Consider the following 18,785-nt stretch of genomic DNA (forward strand, 5'->3'; position numbering starts at 1 on the left):
TCAGTGTTGATACTACCAATAAGCTAAGCAAAAATGCAGTAAAGGTTAACTTAATGCTTTTTTATCAGTAAGTTTTTCTGTCTGGCCAATTAATATTGGCGAGTTTTGGTACACCGGAATAATCCTTCAGAAAAACGGTTAGCTGACCAGATATATTTTTCTGCTCGAGCACTATTTCTCTTATTATTATTTAGTGTCATAATTAGTGACTTTAAATAAATTGGGTGAAGCAACATGGCAATCAAGTGCAGCTACGATAATACTCAATCTGCAGTAACAAGGAGCAGAAGTGCAGTCAATATGGGCATAATGACCCGAATGTTTATAAGGCACTTTGAAACTGACAGAAAAGCATCCGGTAATGTTTCTCAAGAAGTGTTGCAATATCAAACTTCGAGTTGTAACAAGAATGCGGTTCAGCAGTGGCATAATCTTAGCCGCCAGACTTGGGGATCCCGGCTTGCCGCATTGTTCCTTGCCTTTGCTATAGTCTCATCGGCTGGACCTGCCATCGCTGCTACTGTTCATAAAGCGCCTGAAGGAACTGCCGGCGTGCTTAAAATCAAACTTGAAGTGCGGGGGAAGGGAACCAAAGGTGCGCGCAATAATATTGAGTGGGAATCTTTGGCGGTAAATCGTCTTTACCAGGTCGAGTTTCCCTTGATAATGCAGACGGTCAGTGCTTTTGATCCTTTAGCCGGACTCATTGAGCGCTCGCTTGAGGAGCATATTGAAGACGAAAATACGGCTACTGCGGAGAACGAATATGCCGATATGGCCGCTGCTATGGAAATGTGCAACGGTGATACCGCTTGCCTGATTGAAACCGGCAAGAAATTCGCCGATGGTATCGCCAGCGGTCAGCGGCAGATGCCAAAATTGCTTGTAGCGGAAGGGAATTTTGCTACTTGGGGCCTATCTTATGATACCAAGGCCTCGTGCAAAGGCAAGTCTATCATTGCTGACAGGGGGCAAGGCGTTGCCATTGATCCGCCTAAACCGGCCCACAATTACACCTATATAATCAGTGGTGAAGGGTACCCGATCTCAGTAGACGATTGCGTGGTGACACTGAGCTATGACGTCAACAGGCATACCTATAGTTTCAGTTTACCGAGCCTGGGCTCAGTTGATGTTATTGCTAATATCTCCTGGTCAGGAGATGAGTTGCGCCGGGTCAATTTTCTCGATGACCTTGAGTCGATTTCAGGCAGTAACGGTGGTATTTTACTAAGTAATATCAAAGCTTCCAGTAAAGGTGGCTTTCTTGAGGGGCGCCAGCAACTGCAAGGTAGTGTTAGCTATTTATTTACTCAAGACGTTGTTCCGGTGACCGCTGAGTTAAGCTGGCGCTTTGAAGTGGAATAATACGTTTGCTATGCGGGTTAAATGTCAAACTTTAGCCCGTTATCAATGTCCGGTCCAAACTTAGCCAAGGTTACGGTGTTGCGGCCAGCTTGTTTGCTGGCATAGAGTGCGTCATCAGCTAGTTTAAATGCAGTAATGCGATCGTGTTGCACGGGGATAACATGCACCATGCCAATGCTGATGGTCAGTTCAACATTGGCCTCTTCAATAAACTTTAATTGCTCTGCTACTTGTTGACGCAAGCGATGACTAATTTTTAGTGCAGTTTGCTCGTCAATATCAATGAGCAACACGGCGTATTCTTCACCACCAATTCGGCCAATAATATCGTTACTGCGTAACTGCTTTGATAATAGCTTGGCTACCGAAACAATAGCCTGGTCACCGACGGCATGACCGAAGGTGTCATTCACTTTTTTAAAGAAATCGATATCAATCATCATAAAAACCGCAGGCGTAGATGGGTATTGCTGCCAATAGCGCTCCAACTGATTAAAAAAATGCTCGCGGTTTGCCAGGCGGGTTAAACCATCACGTTGTGATTTTAGCGTAAGTTTACGTTCCAGTTTTAAGAAGCTTAACCAAGGTAGTAACAAGGTGGTAAGGGTAGTCAGTAAAATATGACTGAGCAAAGTATAAACCGACGACTCCGGGAGGCCATGTAGATTAAGTTGCTGCCAATTAAGCATTACCAGTAAAGCTTGAATAAACATCACCAGGGCATGAAGCAAAAACACGCTTTGCAGTGTTCTGGTGAAAGTGGGTTCGGTGATGATAGATTTATGCAGTAGGTAAGCACATAAGCAAAATGTTAGCGCTATAGCCAAGGCTACTGTGATACTGAGTAAACCAGGTTGCTGATAACTCGCCAAAAAAATTGCTATCACTATTGCCAGCGTGCCTAACGCTTGCTGGCGACGCTGTTTGGTATAGCGAAACCGGGAAAATTGCGCCAATCCTGCTAGTAAATAAACCGGTGCCAACAATAGCAAGCAATCAGCAATAAAAAAGCTGAAAAAATTTGGAATGGCATAAGGGCGTAACACCACCAGAGCAGAACCCAGCACAAAAAAGCCACAGGAATAGGACCACAGTTTAAAGCAGCGATCTTTAGGCTTGCGCTGGTACAGCAGGTAAAGATACAGGCCAACAATAAAATTGGTTGCTAGTGCCAGCGTAATCACGGTGGGTAAATGCACTAGTTTGCTTCCGCCGCAATTTGACTCAGAGCCGCGGCCAATTGTTGTGGTTCTTGTGCGCCAGAAATTAGGTATCGATTATTAATAATAAAGGCGGGAACAGATGAGATACCAGTTTGTTGGTACTGGGCAATATCTTCTCGCACCAGCTGCGCGTAGTCATCACTAGCAAGGAGTTGTTGCGCTATTGTTGTGTCAAGCCCAGTGTTAAGCACGCAATCAAGTAATACCTGGTGATTAGAGACATCAGCCGCTTCACCAAAATAGGCGGTAAATAATGCCATCTTCATGGCAGTGGCTTTGCCGAAGGTGTCGGCCCATTTCACCAAGCGGTGGGCATCAAAGGTATTGCAGGTAAACCGCTTTTGCATCTTACTAAAGTTAAGCCCCAGGCCCGCGGCGAGTTCCATCAGGTGTGCTTGGGCCTGGCGCATGTCCGCTTCACTTTTGCCATACTTTCGGCTAAGTGCCGGTAAAATGGCTTCTTGTGGGGCTTTTTTGTCCGGGTTTAATTCAAAAGCGCGCCACTTTAATTCGACGCTAATATTTGGCAGTGTTGCCAGCGCTTGTTCTAAACGCGCATAGCCTATGGCACACCAGGGACAGGCGATATCGGAAACTAAATCAATCTTTAAGGGGGTCATGCCAAAGCGTCCTTATTGGTCTTATGAAACAAGGTACTGCGTTATTTTGCAGTAAACAAGTTTAAAACAGGTTTAGAATAGCAACTCATTGAGATACTTAGCTAAGCAATTAAGCTGAAGATTGCTTTGCTGTGTTCAACGCTATCTCTGTACGGTACTTACCGTTAATTGGCTCAAAAAGTGCGGCAACTGAGATAATACTTAGGTATTAAGTATCTCAGTGACCACTGCAGCAAAACGCCCTGTTGCTAGTTGCGTGCTAATCGTCTCACCGACCTTAAGCTGCGCTGCGCTGGTCAGTGCTTGTTGCTCGGCATTAAAGCTAATACTGTAACCGCGTGCCAAGGTCGCCAAAGGGCTTACGGTATGGAGTTGAGCACTAAGGGTGGCTAGTAGTTGTTTGTGTTGTTTTATCTGCTGTTGCTGCGCCTGTGCTAACCGTTTGCTCAATTGTTGCAGCTGCTGTTGCTGTTGCATAATGGCTTTAGCCGGCGATAAATGCTGCAGACTTTGTTGTAAATAACTGTGCTGGCGTTTGATTTGTTGTAGCTGTTGTTGCATCTGTCGCTGCAAACGCAGCTGCAACTCATCTAGCCGTTGTTGTTGTTGCTCTAAGCGCCGCTGTGGATGTAATTGCTGCAAGCGTTGCTGTAACTGACTAAGCTTAGGGGCAAGGCGCTGTAAATACAGGCTCTGGGCTCTGGTCAAACGCGTAGCGAGTTGTTGCAGGCTAATAAGATGTTGGCTCTGATCGGGTGAAACCAGCTCAGCCGCTGCCGATGGTGTTGGCGCACGCATATCGGCCACAAAGTCGCTTAAGGCAAAATCAATCTCATGCCCTACTGCGCTGACCGTAGGGATAGGGCAGGCGGCTATGGCACGGGCCAGACCTTCATCGTTAAAACACCAGAGATCTTCCAGCGAGCCACCACCACGACCAATAATCAGTACATCCACTTCATTACGTTGTATCGCAATGCTAAGCATAGTGCGTAGCTGCTGTGCGGCAGTGTCGCCCTGCACCTGGCAGGGATAGATAATCAGTTCTATACCCGGCGCGCGGCGCGCCATAACCGTAATAATATCGCGTACGGCAGCACCGGTAGCTGAGGTAATAATACCGACCCGTCGAGGGTTTGCCGGCAGAGGCTTTTTCCGTTCCTGCGCAAAGAGCCCTTCGGCGGCAAGCTTCGCTTTTAGTTGCTCAAACTGTTGTTTTAGCAAACCAGCGCCGGCGGGTTCGATAAAATCAGCAAGCAGCTGATATTCACCTCGTGGCTCATAGACGCTAATGCGGGCGCGAATCATCACTTGCTGGCCATTCTGTGGCCTAATCAATGCATTGCGGTTAGCCTGTTTAAACATGGCGACTTTTACCTGTGCTGCCTGATCTTTTAAGCTGAAATACCAGTGCCCCGAGGCAGCCGCCACAAAGTTAGACACTTCGCCTATTAGCCACAGTTGCTGAAACTGTAACTCCAGCGTTAAGCGCACTTCGCTGTTTAAGCGGGAGACGGTATAAATATCGGGGTTTTGCATAGCCTACTCAGGGGGGATTACTCAGATAATTAATAAGGGCAGTGTACGTCATTGTGCCCTGTGCTGACAAAAAGAAAAAACCGTTTGTTCTATCGCCGGATTTCCGCTAAAATTGCACCGCAACATTCCCTATCTTTTCATCCACACAGCGAGATTGTTGCAATGCTTAGGATCATTAAAGAAGCCCTTACCTTTGACGACGTGTTATTGGTACCGGCGCACTCTTCCGTGCTACCCCATACTGCGGATTTACGCACAAAATTAACCAACACAATCACGCTTAATATTCCTATGGTCTCCGCTTCTATGGATACCGTAACGGAAGCGCGCTTAGCTATTGCTTTAGCGCAAGAAGGCGGCATTGGTTTTATTCATAAAAATATGACCATTGAAGAACAAGCCGCCAACGTGCGTAAAGTAAAAAAATACGAAAGTGGTGTGGTATCTGATCCGGTCACTGCGCTGGCCGATATGACGGTGCGGGATGTGCAGGCTTTAGCCCAGCAACATGGCTTCTCCGGCTTTCCGGTATTAGACAAGCAAGGCGATCTGGTCGGTATTGTTACTGGCCGTGATATGAGCTTTGAAGCTAACCTGCAAGCTAAAGTTACCGAAGTGATGACGCCACGCGAAAAGCTGGTGACAGTAAACGAAAACGCACCGCGTGAAGATGCGTTAAAGCTGATGCATAAGCATCGCATTGAAAAAGTCTTGGTAGTGGATGATAGCTTTAAATTAAAAGGCCTGATCACCGTTCGCGACTACTACAAAGCGGCCAGCAAGCCCAATGCCTGTAAAGACGAATTAGGTCGCTTACGGGTGGGTGCTGCGGTCGGTGTTGGTCCAGGCACAGACGAACGCATTGCGGCCTTGGTAGAAGCTGGTGTGGATATCCTGCTGATTGATACCTCGCATGGTCACTCGCAAGGTGTTATTGATCGCGTAAAACAAACCCGTGCCCAGTACCCTGATTTACAAATTGTTGCCGGTAATGTCGCCACAGCCGAAGGTGCCAAGGCGCTGGCCGAAGCCGGTGCCAATGCCGTGAAAGTGGGTATCGGCCCAGGTTCTATTTGTACCACCCGTATTGTTACTGGTTGTGGTGTACCGCAAATTACCGCTATCTCTGATGCGGTGGAAGGGGTAAAAGGTACTGATGTCTGCATTATTGCCGATGGCGGTATCCGTTTCTCTGGTGATGTAGCCAAGGCCTTAGTCGCTGGCGCCCATTGTGTGATGGTCGGTTCTATGTTTGCTGGTACTGAAGAAGCACCGGGTGAAGTAGAGTTATATCAAGGCCGTTACTATAAGTCATACCGTGGTATGGGCTCGTTAGGTGCTATGGCCCAGCGTAATGGTTCTTCAGATCGTTATTTCCAGGGCAGCAACAATGCGGAAAAACTGGTGCCAGAAGGTATTGAAGGCCGTGTGGCGTATAAAGGCCCGATTGAAAATATTATCCATCAGCAAATGGGCGGCTTACGCTCAGCCATGGGCTTAACCGGCTCTGCGGATATCGAAACGTTAAGAACCAAGCCGCAGTTTGTTAAAGTGACAGCAGCAGGCATGGGCGAGTCACATGTGCACGATGTGCAAATTACCAAAGAAGCACCCAACTATCGGTTAGGTTAACCGCTTTCGGCTTTCAGGGCTGGCTTATGGCCAGCCCGCTTACTTTGTAAAGGTTAGTATGAACAAAAACATCCATCATCATCGTATTTTAATCCTCGACTTTGGTTCGCAATACACCCAGCTTATCGCCCGCCGTGTGCGCGAAATTGGCGTGTACTGTGAGCTTTGGGCCTGGGATGTGACCGAAGCACAAATCCGTGAATTTAACCCAACCGGTATTATTTTATCGGGTGGCCCGGAAAGCGTACACGAAGCTAATTCACCACGTGCACCGCAGTATGTTTATGAGGCTGGCGTGCCGGTATTAGGTATTTGTTACGGTATGCAAACCATGGCCGAGCAGCTGGGCGGTAAGGTGCAAGGCTCGGATATGCGCGAGTTCGGCTATGCCCAGGTAGAAGTGGTGGCAGCAAACGATTTATTTGCCAAAATTGAAGATCATATTGGTAGCAATGGCAACGCCTTGTTAGATGTTTGGATGAGCCATGGTGATAAAGTGGTGCAAATTCCAGCAGGTTTTGTGACCTGTGCCAGCACCTCAACTTGCCCACATGCCGGCATGGTAGACGAAGCTCGCCAGTTCTACGGCGTGCAGTTCCACCCGGAAGTGACGCATACCCGTCAGGGGCTGCGCATGTTAGAGCACTTTGTGGTGGATATCTGTGGCTGTGACAAGCTGTGGACGCCAGCTTCAATTATTGAAGATGCGGTAATTCGCTTAAAACAGCAAATTGGTGATGATCAGGTTATTTTAGGCTTATCAGGTGGGGTGGATAGCTCAGTGGTGGCCATGCTGTTGCACCGCGCTATCGGCAAAAACCTGACCTGCGTGTTCGTAGATAACGGTTTGCTGCGTTTAAACGAAGGCAAGCAGGTGATGGATATGTTTGGCGATCACTTTGGTCTTAACATTATCAAGATTGATGCCGAGCAGCGTTTCCTTGATGCCCTAGCCGGCGAAAATGAGCCAGAAGCCAAGCGGAAAATTATTGGTCGGGTCTTTGTCGAAGTGTTCGACGAAGAATCGCAAAAACTGGAAAATGCGAAATGGTTAGCACAGGGCACCATTTATCCGGATGTGATTGAGTCTGCTGGCTCAGCTACCGGTAAAGCCCATGTGATTAAATCGCACCATAACGTGGGCGGCTTACCAGCTCATATGAAGCTGGGTTTAGTTGAACCACTGCGCGAACTGTTTAAAGACGAAGTGCGCAAAGTCGGCCTGGAGTTAGGCCTGCCGTACGATATGCTATACCGTCATCCGTTCCCAGGCCCTGGCTTAGGTGTAAGAGTACTTGGCGAAATCAAAAAAGAATATTGCGATATTCTGCGCCGTGCCGATGCAATCTTTATTGAAGAGCTGCATAAAGCGGATCTATACAATAAAGTCAGCCAGGCCTTCGCGGTATTCCTGCCAGTAAAATCGGTGGGTGTGATGGGCGATGCCCGCAAGTACGATTGGGTAGTCTCACTGCGCGCCGTTGAAACCGTCGATTTTATGACCGCCCATTGGGCGCACTTGCCGTATGAGTTGTTGGGTAAGGTGTCGAATCGGATTATTAACGAGATTAATGGTATTTCCCGAGTCGTCTACGATATCTCAGGCAAGCCGCCAGCAACGATAGAATGGGAATAGTTTTGGCGTTGTCTTTGTCACTGTAGCGGCATTGTCTTCGCCGCTCACCCCGGTCACATACTATTTGTATGTGACCTTATTTTTTTAGCCAGTTTACGACTCTTAAGCCTGCCACACGTTCAAACTCTCGGGTTTTGTTAGTAATCAGTGCCAGCCCTTCACTTCTAGCATGGCCTGCGATATGCAGATCATTAACGCCTATTGGCGTACCGGCTTTTTCTAGTTCTGCGCGAATATCACCATAGTGTTGTGCTGCTTTTTCGCTATAGGGTAATACCACTAATCTGGAGCAGAAATCTTCTACTGCTTGCCGGTTTTGCTCGGGTTTCGCGCTTTTATCGACACCATGGCACAGCTCAGCATAAGTAATACTGCTAATACATAGCAAACCTGCGTACTGGTTAAAGGTTTCTAGCACTTCCAAGGGGCGACGTTTAATCACGTAGATACAAATATTGGTATCGAGCAGGTATTTAAGCATTACAAGGCTTCCCGCTCTTGTTGTTCCTGCGAAGCGCGCTCAGGCATAAAGTCTTCTGTCACGGCAGGCCCTTGTAAGAAAAAAGAATCCCAGCTATGGCTAACAGGCGTAAGGATGCGATCTTTTCCTACAACGCGCACTGTGACTTTTTTTACATCGTCCGGAAAGCGAGCATCAACCGGCAAGCGTACCGCTTGCGTATTGTTATTTTTAAAAACAGTACCTGTATCCATAATACGCTCCTAAAATTTACGAGTATAATAATTATAAACCCTAATAGTAGATACTCAAGGTATCTACCTGTAATGGCGTTCGATAATTCTAAATACCTTTTATGGACAACCTCTTTCAATGAGCAATAAACCCACTTTAACCTTGCTAAAACACTGCCCTGAACATATTCCAGAAATTGCTAAGTGGCACTATCACGAGTGGGGGGCGTTATTTCCAGAGAAAAGCGAGGCTGATTTTGCCAGCGATTTAGCGGCTACCTTAAACGACGCTGAGTTGCCACTGAGTTGGGTGCTGCTGTTAGATGAACAAGTAGTGGGTACGGCCTCTATTTTATTGCAGGATATGCAAACCAATCTCGATTTATCACCCTGGCTGGCGAATATTTACCTGGCCCCCGCCGCGCGGGGTAAAGGTTTAGGCAAATGGCTGGTAACGCAAGTTATGACTAAAGCGCAGCAGCTCGGTTTAACCAAGCTGTATTTATTTACAGAAAACAAGCCGGAGTTTTACCAGCAACTAGGTTGGCAGCCCCTAAAACAGGAACTTTACGAGGGAAAGCTAGTGACCATTATGCACTGGCAGGCTTAAGCGACGTGATTTTAGGGAGCCAGCAGCACCGGTTTGGCAGGTGCTGCTTAGCCGTTTGCTCAGCTTTGAAACACCGGCTCCAGCAATTTGAAGGTACCGTTATCCGCATCCATTTCAACCTTGGCGCCTACCGGTACAATAAATTGTTTCGGGATATGGCCAATCATAGCGCCACGATAGGCCGGTATGCCCAGCGGTTTAATAAAGTCAGCGAAAATTTCATCCAGGGTTAAACTGCCCCAACCATTACCCGGACTACAGCGGTTACAGTCACCAAAAATAAAGCCTTTAATTTTATCCAGGGCTCCCATTAGCTGAAGGGTGCTCATCATGCGGTCAATACGATAAGGTTGTTCTTCAATATCCTCTAAAAACAGAATTTTATCCTGAAAGTCGGGTAGGTAAGGCGTGCCAGCCAAGGCAGTAAGCACGGTAAGATTGCCGCCAATCAGTTGCCCCTGCGCTTTACCCGAAGTGATCACCCGGGTGCGATTTTCCCGCACCACCAGTTCACCTTTCGGATCTTGTTCATTTTGATAGGTGAGTAATTCGCGCTGAAAGAATACTCGCTCAAATTGGTCGACATTAAAGGCATTCCAGCTGCCGATGCCGTTAGGACCATGAAAGCTCACCAAGCCCGCTTTGGCAAGGAGGGCGTTATGCAGGGCGGTAATATCGGAGTAACCTAGTAAGGGTTTTGGGTTACGGCGGATCATGGCGTAATCAAGCAGCGGCAAAATACGGGCTGCACCAGAGCCACCGCGGGCGCAGATAATGGCTTTTACTTCGCTGTCGGCAAACATCGCATTTAAATCCGCGGCCCGATCTTCATCCCGACCAGCTAAATGCCCGCGACGCTCATTATAAAAACGGCCGCTTTTTACCTTAAACCCCATTGCCTGCAGTACTTCTTTGGCAATGACCAAATCTTCCAAATCTGCGACTGCAGCTGAGGAGGCGATTAAGCCTACGGTATCCCCTTTATTTAAAGCTTTGGGCAAAATCCGGCTAGGTGTGGCATTGGCTGAAGTGGCTGCGGCGGCACTAATGCTGCAACCAGCTAATGGCAGCATGCTAAGTGCCAGGGCACTGTGTTTAATAAATTGGCGTTTGTTCACGAGCGACTCCTTTGACTTAACAGCCATCAGTAGACAGTAATAATTTATTCCTATTGATACCATGGTTTTGGAATAATTGCAGTAGTTGTGCGTTAAAAATCAACACACCTTAAGCAGTGGTTGTGACTGGCGGATATAAACAAGATAAGAAAAAGCCGCAGTACAGGCTGCGGCTTAGCGGGAATGAGATACAGAAAAAACTTATTTCTTGGCTTTTTTCGCCAATTTTTTTGCTGCTAACTTACCTGGCTTTTTCACTTTTTTAGTGACTTTCGCTTCTTTATTTTTTGGGCGTAAACCTTCAATCACCCGGCGTTTTAGCGGCTGCTCGGTATAGCGCTCAATTTTGCCTACTACGGCCATATCGTGGGCTTCTACCAAAGAGATTGCCGTGCCTTTTTTACCAGCGCGGCCAGTGCGGCCAATCCGGTGCACATACACATCTGCCGTGCGCGGTAAGTCATAGTTAATAACATGGCTGATATCGTCGATATCTAAACCACGGGCAGCGACATCGGTAGCCACCAAAATGCGCACCTGATTATTAGTAAAACGGGCTAAGGCCAACAAACGTTTATCTTGCGGCATCTCGCCTTGCAGCCAGCAACTGCGAATACCGGCTGTTTCTAACTGGCCGGTAAGGGTGGCTAAACGCTCGCGGGTTTTGACAAAGACGATAGCTTTGGTGACATCAGGTTGTTTTAATAAGTGAATAAGCAGTGCCAGCTTATGGTTAGCATCATCAGCTAAATGGCACCATTGTAAAATTTTGGCCTTTTCTTTGCGCGAAGGCTGCGCTTCTACCCGCTCTGGCTCTTTTAACACATTGCTGGCGAAACGTTCTAATGAAGCGCCCTCTAAGGTGGCCGAAAGTAACAACGTCTGGCGACGACGCTTGGCTTCCAACACAATGCGGTTCATCTCACCAACAAAGCCCATATCTAACATGCGATCGGCTTCATCCAGGATTAGCATTTCTACTTCATCGGCTTGAAAACTTTCTTCGTCCAGATACTCAATTAACCGGCCCGGTGTTGCCACCAGAATATCGTTGTTTTTTTCCAGTGTATCTTTATGGCTACCATAGTTAATACCGCCGGTAATTAGGCCGACATTTAAGGTGGTAAACTGGCTAAATTGTTTGAACTCGTCATACACCTGATAAGCCAATTCACGGGTAGGGGTCATTATCAACACCCGGGCGAAGCCTGGATCGCGGCGCGGGAAGTCCAGCAAATACTGAATAGCAGGTAGCACAAACGCCAGTGTTTTACCGGTGCCGGTTGGCGCACTGGCCAGCAAATCACGACCTTCCAGGGCTATGGGGATCGCCAATTGTTGGATCTGGGTTGGCTGATCAAAACCCGCCACTTCCAGTGCCCGGTTTAGGGCGTCATCCAGTTGAAACTCGGTAAAAGACATGGGTGTTACCTCAAGTTAAACGTTTACCTTATGACATACAGCGCTACTGCGGTTAAACTGGCAGCGGAGGGCTTATGTCAGCAGGTTTTCAATGTAAACAATTCTATATTGCGCATCAGCATTGCGCGATGAAAGTCGGCACTGATGCACTATTATTGGGTGCCTGGGCACAATTACCGACCAGCGGTGCCATCTTAGATATTGGCGCTGGCAGTGGTATTATTAGTTTGATGCTGGCGCAGCGTAGTCAGGGCACCTTAGCGATTAGTGCGGTAGAACTCGATGACGCCGCAGCAATGCAAGCAACGGACAATGTCCGGCACAGCCCCTGGCCAACGGCCATAACTGTGATAAAGGGCGATATTCTAACCTATCAGGACGCCCAGCGTTATGCTTTAATTGTGTCTAACCCACCTTTTTTTCAGGATGCGTTGCCCAGTAGCGATGCGAAGCGTCAACAAGCGCGCCATACCAACAGTTTGCCCTTTAGCGCTTTGCTTAGTAAAGCGGCCAGCTTATTAGCGCCTGGTGGCGAGTTTTGTTTGGTATTACCCGCAGCCAGCCAGGCAATTTTTGCCAAAGCCGCCAGCGCGAGCGGTTGGCAGTGTCAGCGACTTTGTGCAGTGCAAAGCAAGGCCGAAAAACCGGTAAGCCGTTATTTACAGAGCTGGCGCTTAGCCGAAGATAACAACGGCACTACTCCGTTTCCCATTGCAAGCACTTTGCAGATCCATGCTGCCGATGGTCAATATTCCACTGCATACCGGGCACTATTAAAAGATTTTTATTTAAAGTTTTAGGATTAACAGTAAGTTAGAGCAAGTCACTTATCTCATTAAGTACTTGCTCAACCCATTGTGCTAAACGCTCGTCGGTTTGCTCGTATTGGTTTTCATCATCCAGCGCCAGGCCATAAAACCACTCGTTATCCGGGGTAACCGCTTTTGAGGCAATAAAGTCATAACCACTGTTAGGCCAAAAACCGACCCGCTTTACCTGTTGCTGGGCAATTTCATGGTGCAGCATGCCAAGCGCATCCTGAAACCATTCGGCATAACCAATTTGATCACCCATGCCATAAAGGGCAATAATTTTACCGTTTAAATCTACCTGATTGATCTCAGGCCAATGCGCTTCCCAGTCTTCCTGAATTTCACCAAAATCCCAGGTAGATAGCCCTAAGATCAAGATATCGTAATCGGCCATTGCCGAGAGCGGCGTATCTTTTAAATTATGTAACGCCACCAGTTCAGGGCCAACCAGTGCCTGAATTTTCTCTGCCACCATCTCGGTATAACAGGTGGTAGAGCCGTAAAATAAGCCAATTTTCATTTGAGATTTCGTCTAGAACGCCATATCGCTATTTTATACCCAAACCCCGGCAAGATGCGAGTTTGGGCTACTTAGGTGCTTAAAATGCAGAGCAGGTATCTATGGGAATAATATTTCTGTTGCTGAGCGCTCACTTATACTGGGGAGGTGATATTACTGTCCTTTATCAATGAGGCATAGAGGGTTTATTAGTGCTCAGATGTTCCGCCATAAATCTGAGGTTTAGTGCTAATATCACCGAAATACTGTCGCTATACTTTACACAAAATTCCTCAACGCTCTCCGTAACTTTATCTGACTCCAGCGATATCTTTTTATAGAGCTGGTCAGCATGATTGAATGACGTAAAAATGAATTCTTGATCGCTGTGATCTTGTTCAATTTCTGCCGATGTCTGCTGAACTTGAGTAACACAGAAAAACTCTGGTTTACCACCTCGATTAAGCATTCTGCTAAAACCAATTACTTTAGTTGTCATTGTTACATTTTTTGGATTGATGCCACACTCTTCACACAACTCACGTTCCGCAGCGTTCTTTACTAAGGTTAGTAAATCTGTGTGTTTTTTTACGTCTTTCCAGTCAATTGACCCTGAACCGCTAGGGGCAAGCAAGCGGCGGCTTTGGATATTATGACGTGACTGACCGGTAATAATGACGACTTGGTCAGAAGTGATAGCCATAGTGGAGACTCCAATATGATTTGAACATGTCGTCGAGCTTAGAGGCTGCAGTAGATAGGTTGAATCGGGTAAAGGGTCTAAAAATAAACTTAATCCATTGTAAATTTCTGTTGCCGAATTCTTTAGATCAGTTGCTTTGCGAATAGATAGTTGGATAAACGACATTTCATTTGAAGCTAAACTATTAAAATAACTCGTTTTTTGCAAGTTTACAGGCGGCAGATGTTGCTTGTCATTGATAAGTAGGTCGGTATTTAGCCGAACTTTATTTTCGTTAAAGACATAGCTCTTACCTTTCAATCGCAATATCGAAAAAGGCAGGAGCTCTTGTCCTTTAGCTTTCAACCGCCAAGAGGTTTTAATTGGAAAAATGGGAATTGAGACAGCATCACGAAGTACGTTATTAACCATGTTCGAGATAATGACTAAATTTCTCTTGTTTGCAAATTCTAGCTTATCTATGTAATAACCAGAGTTTTTGTAGTCCTTACTGACAAGCAAGTTAGCGGGATCAATAATGTCTAACTTCTTATCTATCCATTGGTTATTTCTTTGTTGTAAAGTTCGAATACTAGAAATAAAAAGTAATATGCTGATTAGCATTGTTGCTACACTTAACAGAAGTTTCAACCAATTCTCAGTTGCATAGAGCTTAACCGCGGGCAATACATGCGCATTAAAAAGCACTATCAAATCTGGTAGTTCGAGTGATGAAAACAGCCCATACAACGAGGTAAAAGCAGTAATTAAAAATGCTGTAGATTTTAACTTTAAATTCTTTCTTTGCTCTTTGTCTAACGTAGCCCAATAACGCTCAATTAATGATTGTGCAGATAACCACATAGAAAATACCAATTTTATTAAAGTTATTGTAATTATTTATGCAAAGGCTAAATAGGTTTGATTTGAGTCGCTTACATATGCTTCTCGAGTAAGCCAGTGGGCCGCTGCACATCTTCTCTTTCTTCCGGCTCTGACGTGTTGCTGAGAAAAAGCTTAAATGTATATCTCTGATATAAATACGTTTAGATATAGGCGTCAAGCTCATTTGGGTCTGCCACTGCTGCTAATTAGCAAGTTGCACTTAGCATTTTAGGATGAAATAAAATCATCAATCTTAAATTACTCATAGCTTAATATAATAAAAATTTAATTGGTAGTTGGCAGATCTCATAAAGAAACAGCCTGCTTATTTCAAAGCTGTTGAAAATGAACTCGACCGATCTGGTAGTTCAGCTGATTTATCTCACAAGGGTTTATTCAAGGCTATAACTGCCAAGTGAAATCCGTTACTATGGCCGCATCTGGATTTTTAAAGCCTGCTATGAGTACGACTTCCACTATTGAGCTACCTGCCAGCACCCTAGCGCATATTCAACAGTTTTTGGATCAGCTTTATTTAGAGCAGGATGCCAGCCCACATACCTTAAGTGCCTATGGTACCGATTTAAAGCACTTTGCCCGTTATTTACAGCATAAACAGCAACACTTGCTCTTAGTTAACGCCAATGAGATCAACGGTTATTTAGCCGAGCGGGTTGACAAGGGGTTTAATCCGCGTAGTACCTCTCGCTTGTTAAGCAGTTTACGACGGTTTTATCGCTATTGGCATCAACAAGGCGCTATTAGCGTAAATCCGGTTGAACATTTACTTAACCCGAAAATTGGCAGTAGTTTACCGAAAACCTTGTCGGAAGCGGATGTGGATGCCTTACTCTCGGCGCCTGATTTAACCGACACCATTCAATTTCGTGACAAAGCGATGCTGGAGCTGCTGTATGCCACCGGCTTACGGGTCACGGAGTTGGTAAGCCTGACTATGCAGCAGCTGTATATTAATCAGGGCGTGGTGCGGGTGTTAGGTAAAGGCCGCAAAGAGCGTCTAGTGCCAATGGGCGAAGAGGCGCAGCATTGGTTAACCCGCTATTTGCGCGAAGTGCGGCCTATGTTGTTAGGCACCGCGCAGGATGTCGTTTTCCCAAGCAATCGCCAGCAAACCATGACCCGGCAAACCTTCTGGCATCGTATCAAATTTTATGCGAAAGTAGCGGGCATTCAGGCAACTTTGTCACCACATACGGTACGGCATGCGTTTGCTACCCATTTACTTAACCATGGTGCAGACTTACGCGTAGTGCAACTGTTATTGGGACATAGTGATTTATCCACGACCCAAATATACACCCATGTTGCCCAGGCGCGACTAAAACAACTGCACCAACAACATCATCCGCGTGGTTAACGCGGGCTAGGGACCCTTATGAAATTTGCGTTAAAAACATTATCGGCATTATTGTTCACAGCGGCTTTACCGCTCTCGGTATCGGCTGACCAGGCGAAAATCAGTGAGGCATTGGAGCAGGTTGGTTTAAAGGTGCAGCAAGTAAGTGCGTCACCGATGACCGGGGTATCACAAGTCGTCACCGATCGTGGCCTGTTTTTTATGTCGGATGATGGCCGTTACCTTATTGCGGGCAATGTGCTGGACTTACAAAACTGGCAGCAGGTGCGCGGTCAACAGGTACCTACTAACCTAAAAGATCAGTTAATGGCCCCCATTATTGTTGATAAGTTAGTCGCAGAAAAAGCCAGTATGATTGAATACAAAGCGCCACAAGAAAAGTATGTGGTGCATGTCTTTACCGATCCTAGCTGTGGCTATTGCCGCAAGCTGCATTCAGAAATGAAAGATTATTTAAAAGCCGGTATTACTGTGCGTTATTTAGCTTACCCAAGAGCCGGTGTAAGCTCAGAAACCGGCTTACAAATGCAGCATATTTGGTGCGCCAAAGACAAACAAGGCGCCATGGATAACGCGAAAGGCGATAAAAAAGTAGCGAAAGCCATGTGCCAAAATCCGGTTGCCAGCCATTATGAATTGGGGCAGTTTTTTGGGGTAACCGGCACGCCAGCAGTCATTATGCCTAATGGTCAATTAGTACCGGGTTATATGCCGGTAGCGGCGATGTTGCAGCAGTTAAGCGCTGAATAAGGAGTTAATGCGTTGCAGTTAAAACAAATAAGTCGCAGAGCCATCCCCGAATTTGAGACGGTATTGGATCCTGCTTTACACCCTATTTTACGTCGTTTGTATCTTAGCCGTGGTGTACGCAGTAGCGACGAGCTGCAACGCAGTGCAGCGGCATTGTTACCTTTTGGCCTGCTGAAAGGCATTAGCGCCGCCAGTGCTTTATTAGTTGCTGCGCTACAGCAGCAACAACGTATTGTGATAGTGGGCGACTTTGATGCCGACGGCGCCACCAGCACGGCCGTGCTGATGAGTGGCTTAAAAGCCTTTGGTTTTAAATACTTGGAATATATGGTGCCCAACCGGTTTGAGTATGGCTATGGCTTAACGCCGGAGCTTGCTGAAATCGTGGTAGCACAAGGCGCTGAGCTGATTATCACTGTGGATAACGGTATTTCGGCTATTGAAGGCGTGGCGTTGGCCAAAAACGCTGGGGTTAAGGTGTTGGTTACCGATCACCATTTACCGGGTACTGAATTACCGGCTGCCGATGCCATTGTTAACCCCAATCAGCCAGGGTGCGAATTCCCCAGTAAAGCCCTGGCTGGCGTAGGTGTGGCTTTTTATCTGTTGCTGGCACTGCGGGCAACACTGCGCGAACAGGGCTATTTTCAGCAGCATAATCTACCTGAACCTAACGTCGCTGAACTGCTGGATTTAGTGGCGCTTGGCACCGTAGCTGATGTGGTGCCGCTGGATAGCAATAATCGTATTTTAGTGCATCAGGGCTTAATGCGGATTCGGGCCGGTAAATGCCGCCCCGGTATTCAGGCGTTAATTGATGTCGCTAATCGTGATGCAACTAAACTTACGGCCAGTGATTTTGGTTTTGCGCTGGGGCCGCGGTTAAATGCCGCTGGTCGCTTGGATGATATGGCATTGGGTATAAGCTGCTTGCTGGCGCCAAACTTGGGGTTAGCGCGACAATATGCGGCAGAGCTAGATGCACTTAATGCCGAGCGGCGCAGCATTGAGCAAAGTATGCAGGTTGAAGCGCAGGCGTTTTTAAGCCAATTGTCGTTTGATGGCAGCAGCCTGCCAGAGTGTCTGTGTTTATACAGATCCGACTGGCATCAAGGGGTGATTGGTATTTTAGCCGGGCGCATTAAAGAGCAGTTTCACCGGCCGACTATTGCCTTTGCCCAAGGCGATAATGGCGAGCTTAAAGGCTCGGCGCGCTCAATACCCGGCCTGCATATGCGCGATTTACTGGAAGAAATTGCCAGCCAATACCCTGGCTTAATTAAAAAATTTGGTGGCCATGCGATGGCCGCAGGCTTAACCATTGCCGAAGAGAAGCTAGACACCTTTAAAGTCGCCTTGAGTTTTACCGCTAAAAAACATCTAACAGCAGAGCAGCTAGAAGCTATTATTTTTAGTGATGGTGAGCTCGATCATAGCTGTTTTGAACTGGATTTTGCGCAGTTGCTGCAAAATGCCGGCCCTTGGGGCCAAGCCTTTCCTGAACCGGTGTTTGATGGCGAATTTAAACTTCTAAACCAAAAGATGCTGGCCGACCGCCATTTAAAGCTCATGCTACAAGGGCCGGGTGGTAAGCTGGTAGATGCTATCTGGTTTAATGCCGACAACAAAGCCTGGCCTAATGTCAATGTGCAGCGGGTACGGTTGGCTTATCAGCTGGATATTAATGAATACCGCGAACAGCAAAACCTGCAACTGATTGTACGGCATATGGAAGCATTGGCGTAAGCCAAACAAAAAGGTGCTTTGTCAGGGCAGGCCAGCTTAAGCAAACTGAGTTGTCTATGTGCTAGCTGGCAATACCGCGATTGTTTTTCGGGCGCAGATAAGATGGAAATTTCTGCGCAATAACTGCCCTTAGTGGCAGTTTTTTTGTTATAATCCGCGCCAATTTTTTGTG

The 18,785-nt window shown here is 46.8% G+C and carries 17 protein-coding genes; 8 read left to right on the plus strand and 9 right to left on the minus strand.

Features of this window, described 5'->3' with window-relative positions; all coding sequences use genetic code 11:
* Window positions 1-300: 300 nt before the first annotated feature.
* Window positions 301-1,368 (plus strand): hypothetical protein, encoded by a 1,068-nt coding sequence (locus tag IE163_RS03800; protein WP_189430344.1) that lies wholly within the window; start codon window positions 301-303, stop codon window positions 1,366-1,368.
* 17 nt (window positions 1,369-1,385) lie between these two features.
* Here IE163_RS03800 and IE163_RS03805 read toward each other — a convergent pair whose 3' ends face one another.
* The 3 genes from IE163_RS03805 to xseA all read right to left on the minus strand — a co-directional run bounded on the left by IE163_RS03805 (window position 1,386) and on the right by xseA (window position 4,750).
* Complete coding sequence (locus IE163_RS03805) at window positions 1,386-2,567, minus strand: GGDEF domain-containing protein (RefSeq protein WP_189430346.1); 1,182 nt, start codon at window positions 2,565-2,567, stop codon at window positions 1,386-1,388.
* On the minus strand, window positions 2,567-3,211 hold the full coding sequence (locus IE163_RS03810) for a DsbA family oxidoreductase (RefSeq protein ID WP_189430348.1): 645 nt from the start codon (window positions 3,209-3,211) through the stop codon (window positions 2,567-2,569). Before IE163_RS03810 ends, IE163_RS03805 begins: the two co-directional genes overlap by 1 nt.
* A gap of 201 nt (window positions 3,212-3,412) precedes the next feature.
* Window positions 3,413-4,750 carry an exodeoxyribonuclease VII large subunit gene (gene xseA, locus IE163_RS03815; protein WP_189430349.1) on the minus strand — a complete coding sequence of 446 codons (1,338 nt, stop codon included), beginning with the start codon at window positions 4,748-4,750 and terminating at the stop codon, window positions 3,413-3,415.
* Between the two features lie 162 nt (window positions 4,751-4,912).
* Here xseA and guaB point away from each other — a divergent pair, with 162 nt between their 5' ends.
* On the plus strand, window positions 4,913-6,382 hold the full coding sequence (gene guaB, locus IE163_RS03820; RefSeq protein ID WP_189430351.1) for an IMP dehydrogenase: 1,470 nt from the start codon (window positions 4,913-4,915) through the stop codon (window positions 6,380-6,382).
* A gap of 58 nt (window positions 6,383-6,440) precedes the next feature.
* Window positions 6,441-8,018 carry a glutamine-hydrolyzing GMP synthase gene (gene guaA, locus IE163_RS03825; RefSeq protein WP_189430353.1) on the plus strand — a complete coding sequence of 526 codons (1,578 nt, stop codon included), beginning with the start codon at window positions 6,441-6,443 and terminating at the stop codon, window positions 8,016-8,018.
* 76 nt (window positions 8,019-8,094) lie between these two features.
* Here guaA and vapC read toward each other — a convergent pair whose 3' ends face one another.
* A complete protein-coding gene (gene vapC, locus IE163_RS03830) occupies window positions 8,095-8,499 on the minus strand; it encodes a type II toxin-antitoxin system tRNA(fMet)-specific endonuclease VapC (RefSeq protein ID WP_189430355.1) in 405 nt (134 codons plus the stop codon).
* The gene (gene vapB / locus IE163_RS03835; RefSeq protein ID WP_189430357.1) at window positions 8,499-8,732 is read right to left on the minus strand and encodes a type II toxin-antitoxin system VapB family antitoxin; all 234 of its coding nucleotides are present in this window, start codon (window positions 8,730-8,732) and stop codon (window positions 8,499-8,501) included. The genes vapC and vapB overlap by 1 nt, the downstream gene beginning before the upstream one ends.
* Window positions 8,733-8,850: 118 nt before the next feature.
* Here vapB and IE163_RS03840 point away from each other — a divergent pair, with 118 nt between their 5' ends.
* Window positions 8,851-9,321, plus strand: a complete 471-nt coding sequence (locus IE163_RS03840) for a GNAT family N-acetyltransferase (RefSeq protein WP_189430359.1) — start codon at window positions 8,851-8,853, stop codon at window positions 9,319-9,321.
* 59 nt (window positions 9,322-9,380) lie between these two features.
* Here IE163_RS03840 and IE163_RS03845 read toward each other — a convergent pair whose 3' ends face one another.
* Both IE163_RS03845 and srmB read right to left on the minus strand, forming a co-directional pair.
* Entirely contained in the window at window positions 9,381-10,439 is a 1,059-nt protein-coding gene (locus IE163_RS03845; protein WP_229833416.1) for a S66 peptidase family protein, read from the minus strand.
* 201 nt (window positions 10,440-10,640) lie between these two features.
* On the minus strand, window positions 10,641-11,861 hold the full coding sequence (gene srmB / locus IE163_RS03850; RefSeq protein ID WP_189430363.1) for an ATP-dependent RNA helicase SrmB: 1,221 nt from the start codon (window positions 11,859-11,861) through the stop codon (window positions 10,641-10,643).
* Window positions 11,862-11,935: 74 nt separating this feature from the next.
* Between srmB and IE163_RS03855 the strand changes: the two genes are divergently transcribed.
* Window positions 11,936-12,661 carry a tRNA1(Val) (adenine(37)-N6)-methyltransferase gene (locus IE163_RS03855; RefSeq protein ID WP_189430365.1) on the plus strand — a complete coding sequence of 242 codons (726 nt, stop codon included), beginning with the start codon at window positions 11,936-11,938 and terminating at the stop codon, window positions 12,659-12,661.
* A gap of 13 nt (window positions 12,662-12,674) precedes the next feature.
* Here IE163_RS03855 and fldB read toward each other — a convergent pair whose 3' ends face one another.
* Together fldB and IE163_RS03865 are read right to left on the minus strand one after the other, a co-directional pair.
* On the minus strand, window positions 12,675-13,193 hold the full coding sequence (gene fldB, locus IE163_RS03860; protein WP_189430367.1) for a flavodoxin FldB: 519 nt from the start codon (window positions 13,191-13,193) through the stop codon (window positions 12,675-12,677).
* 166 nt (window positions 13,194-13,359) lie between these two features.
* Window positions 13,360-14,718 (minus strand): hypothetical protein, encoded by a 1,359-nt coding sequence (locus tag IE163_RS03865; RefSeq protein ID WP_189430369.1) that lies wholly within the window; start codon window positions 14,716-14,718, stop codon window positions 13,360-13,362.
* A 481-nt stretch (window positions 14,719-15,199) separates the two neighbouring features.
* Here IE163_RS03865 and xerD point away from each other — a divergent pair, with 481 nt between their 5' ends.
* The 3 genes from xerD to recJ are packed head-to-tail and all read left to right on the plus strand — an operon-like array spanning window position 15,200 to window position 18,613.
* Entirely contained in the window at window positions 15,200-16,117 is a 918-nt protein-coding gene (gene xerD / locus IE163_RS03870; RefSeq protein WP_189430371.1) for a site-specific tyrosine recombinase XerD, read from the plus strand.
* An 18-nt stretch (window positions 16,118-16,135) separates the two neighbouring features.
* On the plus strand, window positions 16,136-16,867 hold the full coding sequence (gene dsbC, locus IE163_RS03875) for a bifunctional protein-disulfide isomerase/oxidoreductase DsbC (protein ID WP_189430373.1): 732 nt from the start codon (window positions 16,136-16,138) through the stop codon (window positions 16,865-16,867).
* A gap of 12 nt (window positions 16,868-16,879) precedes the next feature.
* A complete protein-coding gene (gene recJ / locus IE163_RS03880) occupies window positions 16,880-18,613 on the plus strand; it encodes a single-stranded-DNA-specific exonuclease RecJ (protein ID WP_189430375.1) in 1,734 nt (577 codons plus the stop codon).
* Window positions 18,614-18,785 lie beyond the last annotated feature (172 nt).

It is taken from the genome of Alishewanella longhuensis (genome assembly GCF_014653435.1).
In the GTDB taxonomy this organism is placed as follows: Bacteria; Pseudomonadota; Gammaproteobacteria; order Enterobacterales; family Alteromonadaceae; genus Alishewanella; species Alishewanella longhuensis.

Excerpts from the sequence above, each read along its gene's own strand:
- IE163_RS03800 (WP_189430344.1), top strand. The coding sequence starts at position 301 with ATGGGCATAATGACCCGAATGTTTATAAGGCACTTTGAAACTGACAGA.
- IE163_RS03810 (WP_189430348.1), bottom strand. The coding sequence starts at position 3,211 with ATGACCCCCTTAAAGATTGATTTAGTTTCCGATATCGCCTGTCCCTGG.
- xseA (WP_189430349.1), bottom strand. The coding sequence starts at position 4,750 with ATGCAAAACCCCGATATTTATACCGTCTCCCGCTTAAACAGCGAAGTG.
- guaB (WP_189430351.1), top strand. The coding sequence starts at position 4,913 with ATGCTTAGGATCATTAAAGAAGCCCTTACCTTTGACGACGTGTTATTG.
- guaA (WP_189430353.1), top strand. The coding sequence starts at position 6,441 with ATGAACAAAAACATCCATCATCATCGTATTTTAATCCTCGACTTTGGT.
- vapC (WP_189430355.1), bottom strand. The coding sequence starts at position 8,499 with ATGCTTAAATACCTGCTCGATACCAATATTTGTATCTACGTGATTAAA.
- vapB (WP_189430357.1), bottom strand. The coding sequence starts at position 8,732 with ATGGATACAGGTACTGTTTTTAAAAATAACAATACGCAAGCGGTACGC.
- IE163_RS03840 (WP_189430359.1), top strand. The coding sequence starts at position 8,851 with ATGAGCAATAAACCCACTTTAACCTTGCTAAAACACTGCCCTGAACAT.
- srmB (WP_189430363.1), bottom strand. The coding sequence starts at position 11,861 with ATGTCTTTTACCGAGTTTCAACTGGATGACGCCCTAAACCGGGCACTG.
- IE163_RS03855 (WP_189430365.1), top strand. The coding sequence starts at position 11,936 with ATGTCAGCAGGTTTTCAATGTAAACAATTCTATATTGCGCATCAGCAT.
- fldB (WP_189430367.1), bottom strand. The coding sequence starts at position 13,193 with ATGAAAATTGGCTTATTTTACGGCTCTACCACCTGTTATACCGAGATG.
- IE163_RS03865 (WP_189430369.1), bottom strand. The coding sequence starts at position 14,718 with ATGTGGTTATCTGCACAATCATTAATTGAGCGTTATTGGGCTACGTTA.
- xerD (WP_189430371.1), top strand. The coding sequence starts at position 15,200 with ATGAGTACGACTTCCACTATTGAGCTACCTGCCAGCACCCTAGCGCAT.
- dsbC (WP_189430373.1), top strand. The coding sequence starts at position 16,136 with ATGAAATTTGCGTTAAAAACATTATCGGCATTATTGTTCACAGCGGCT.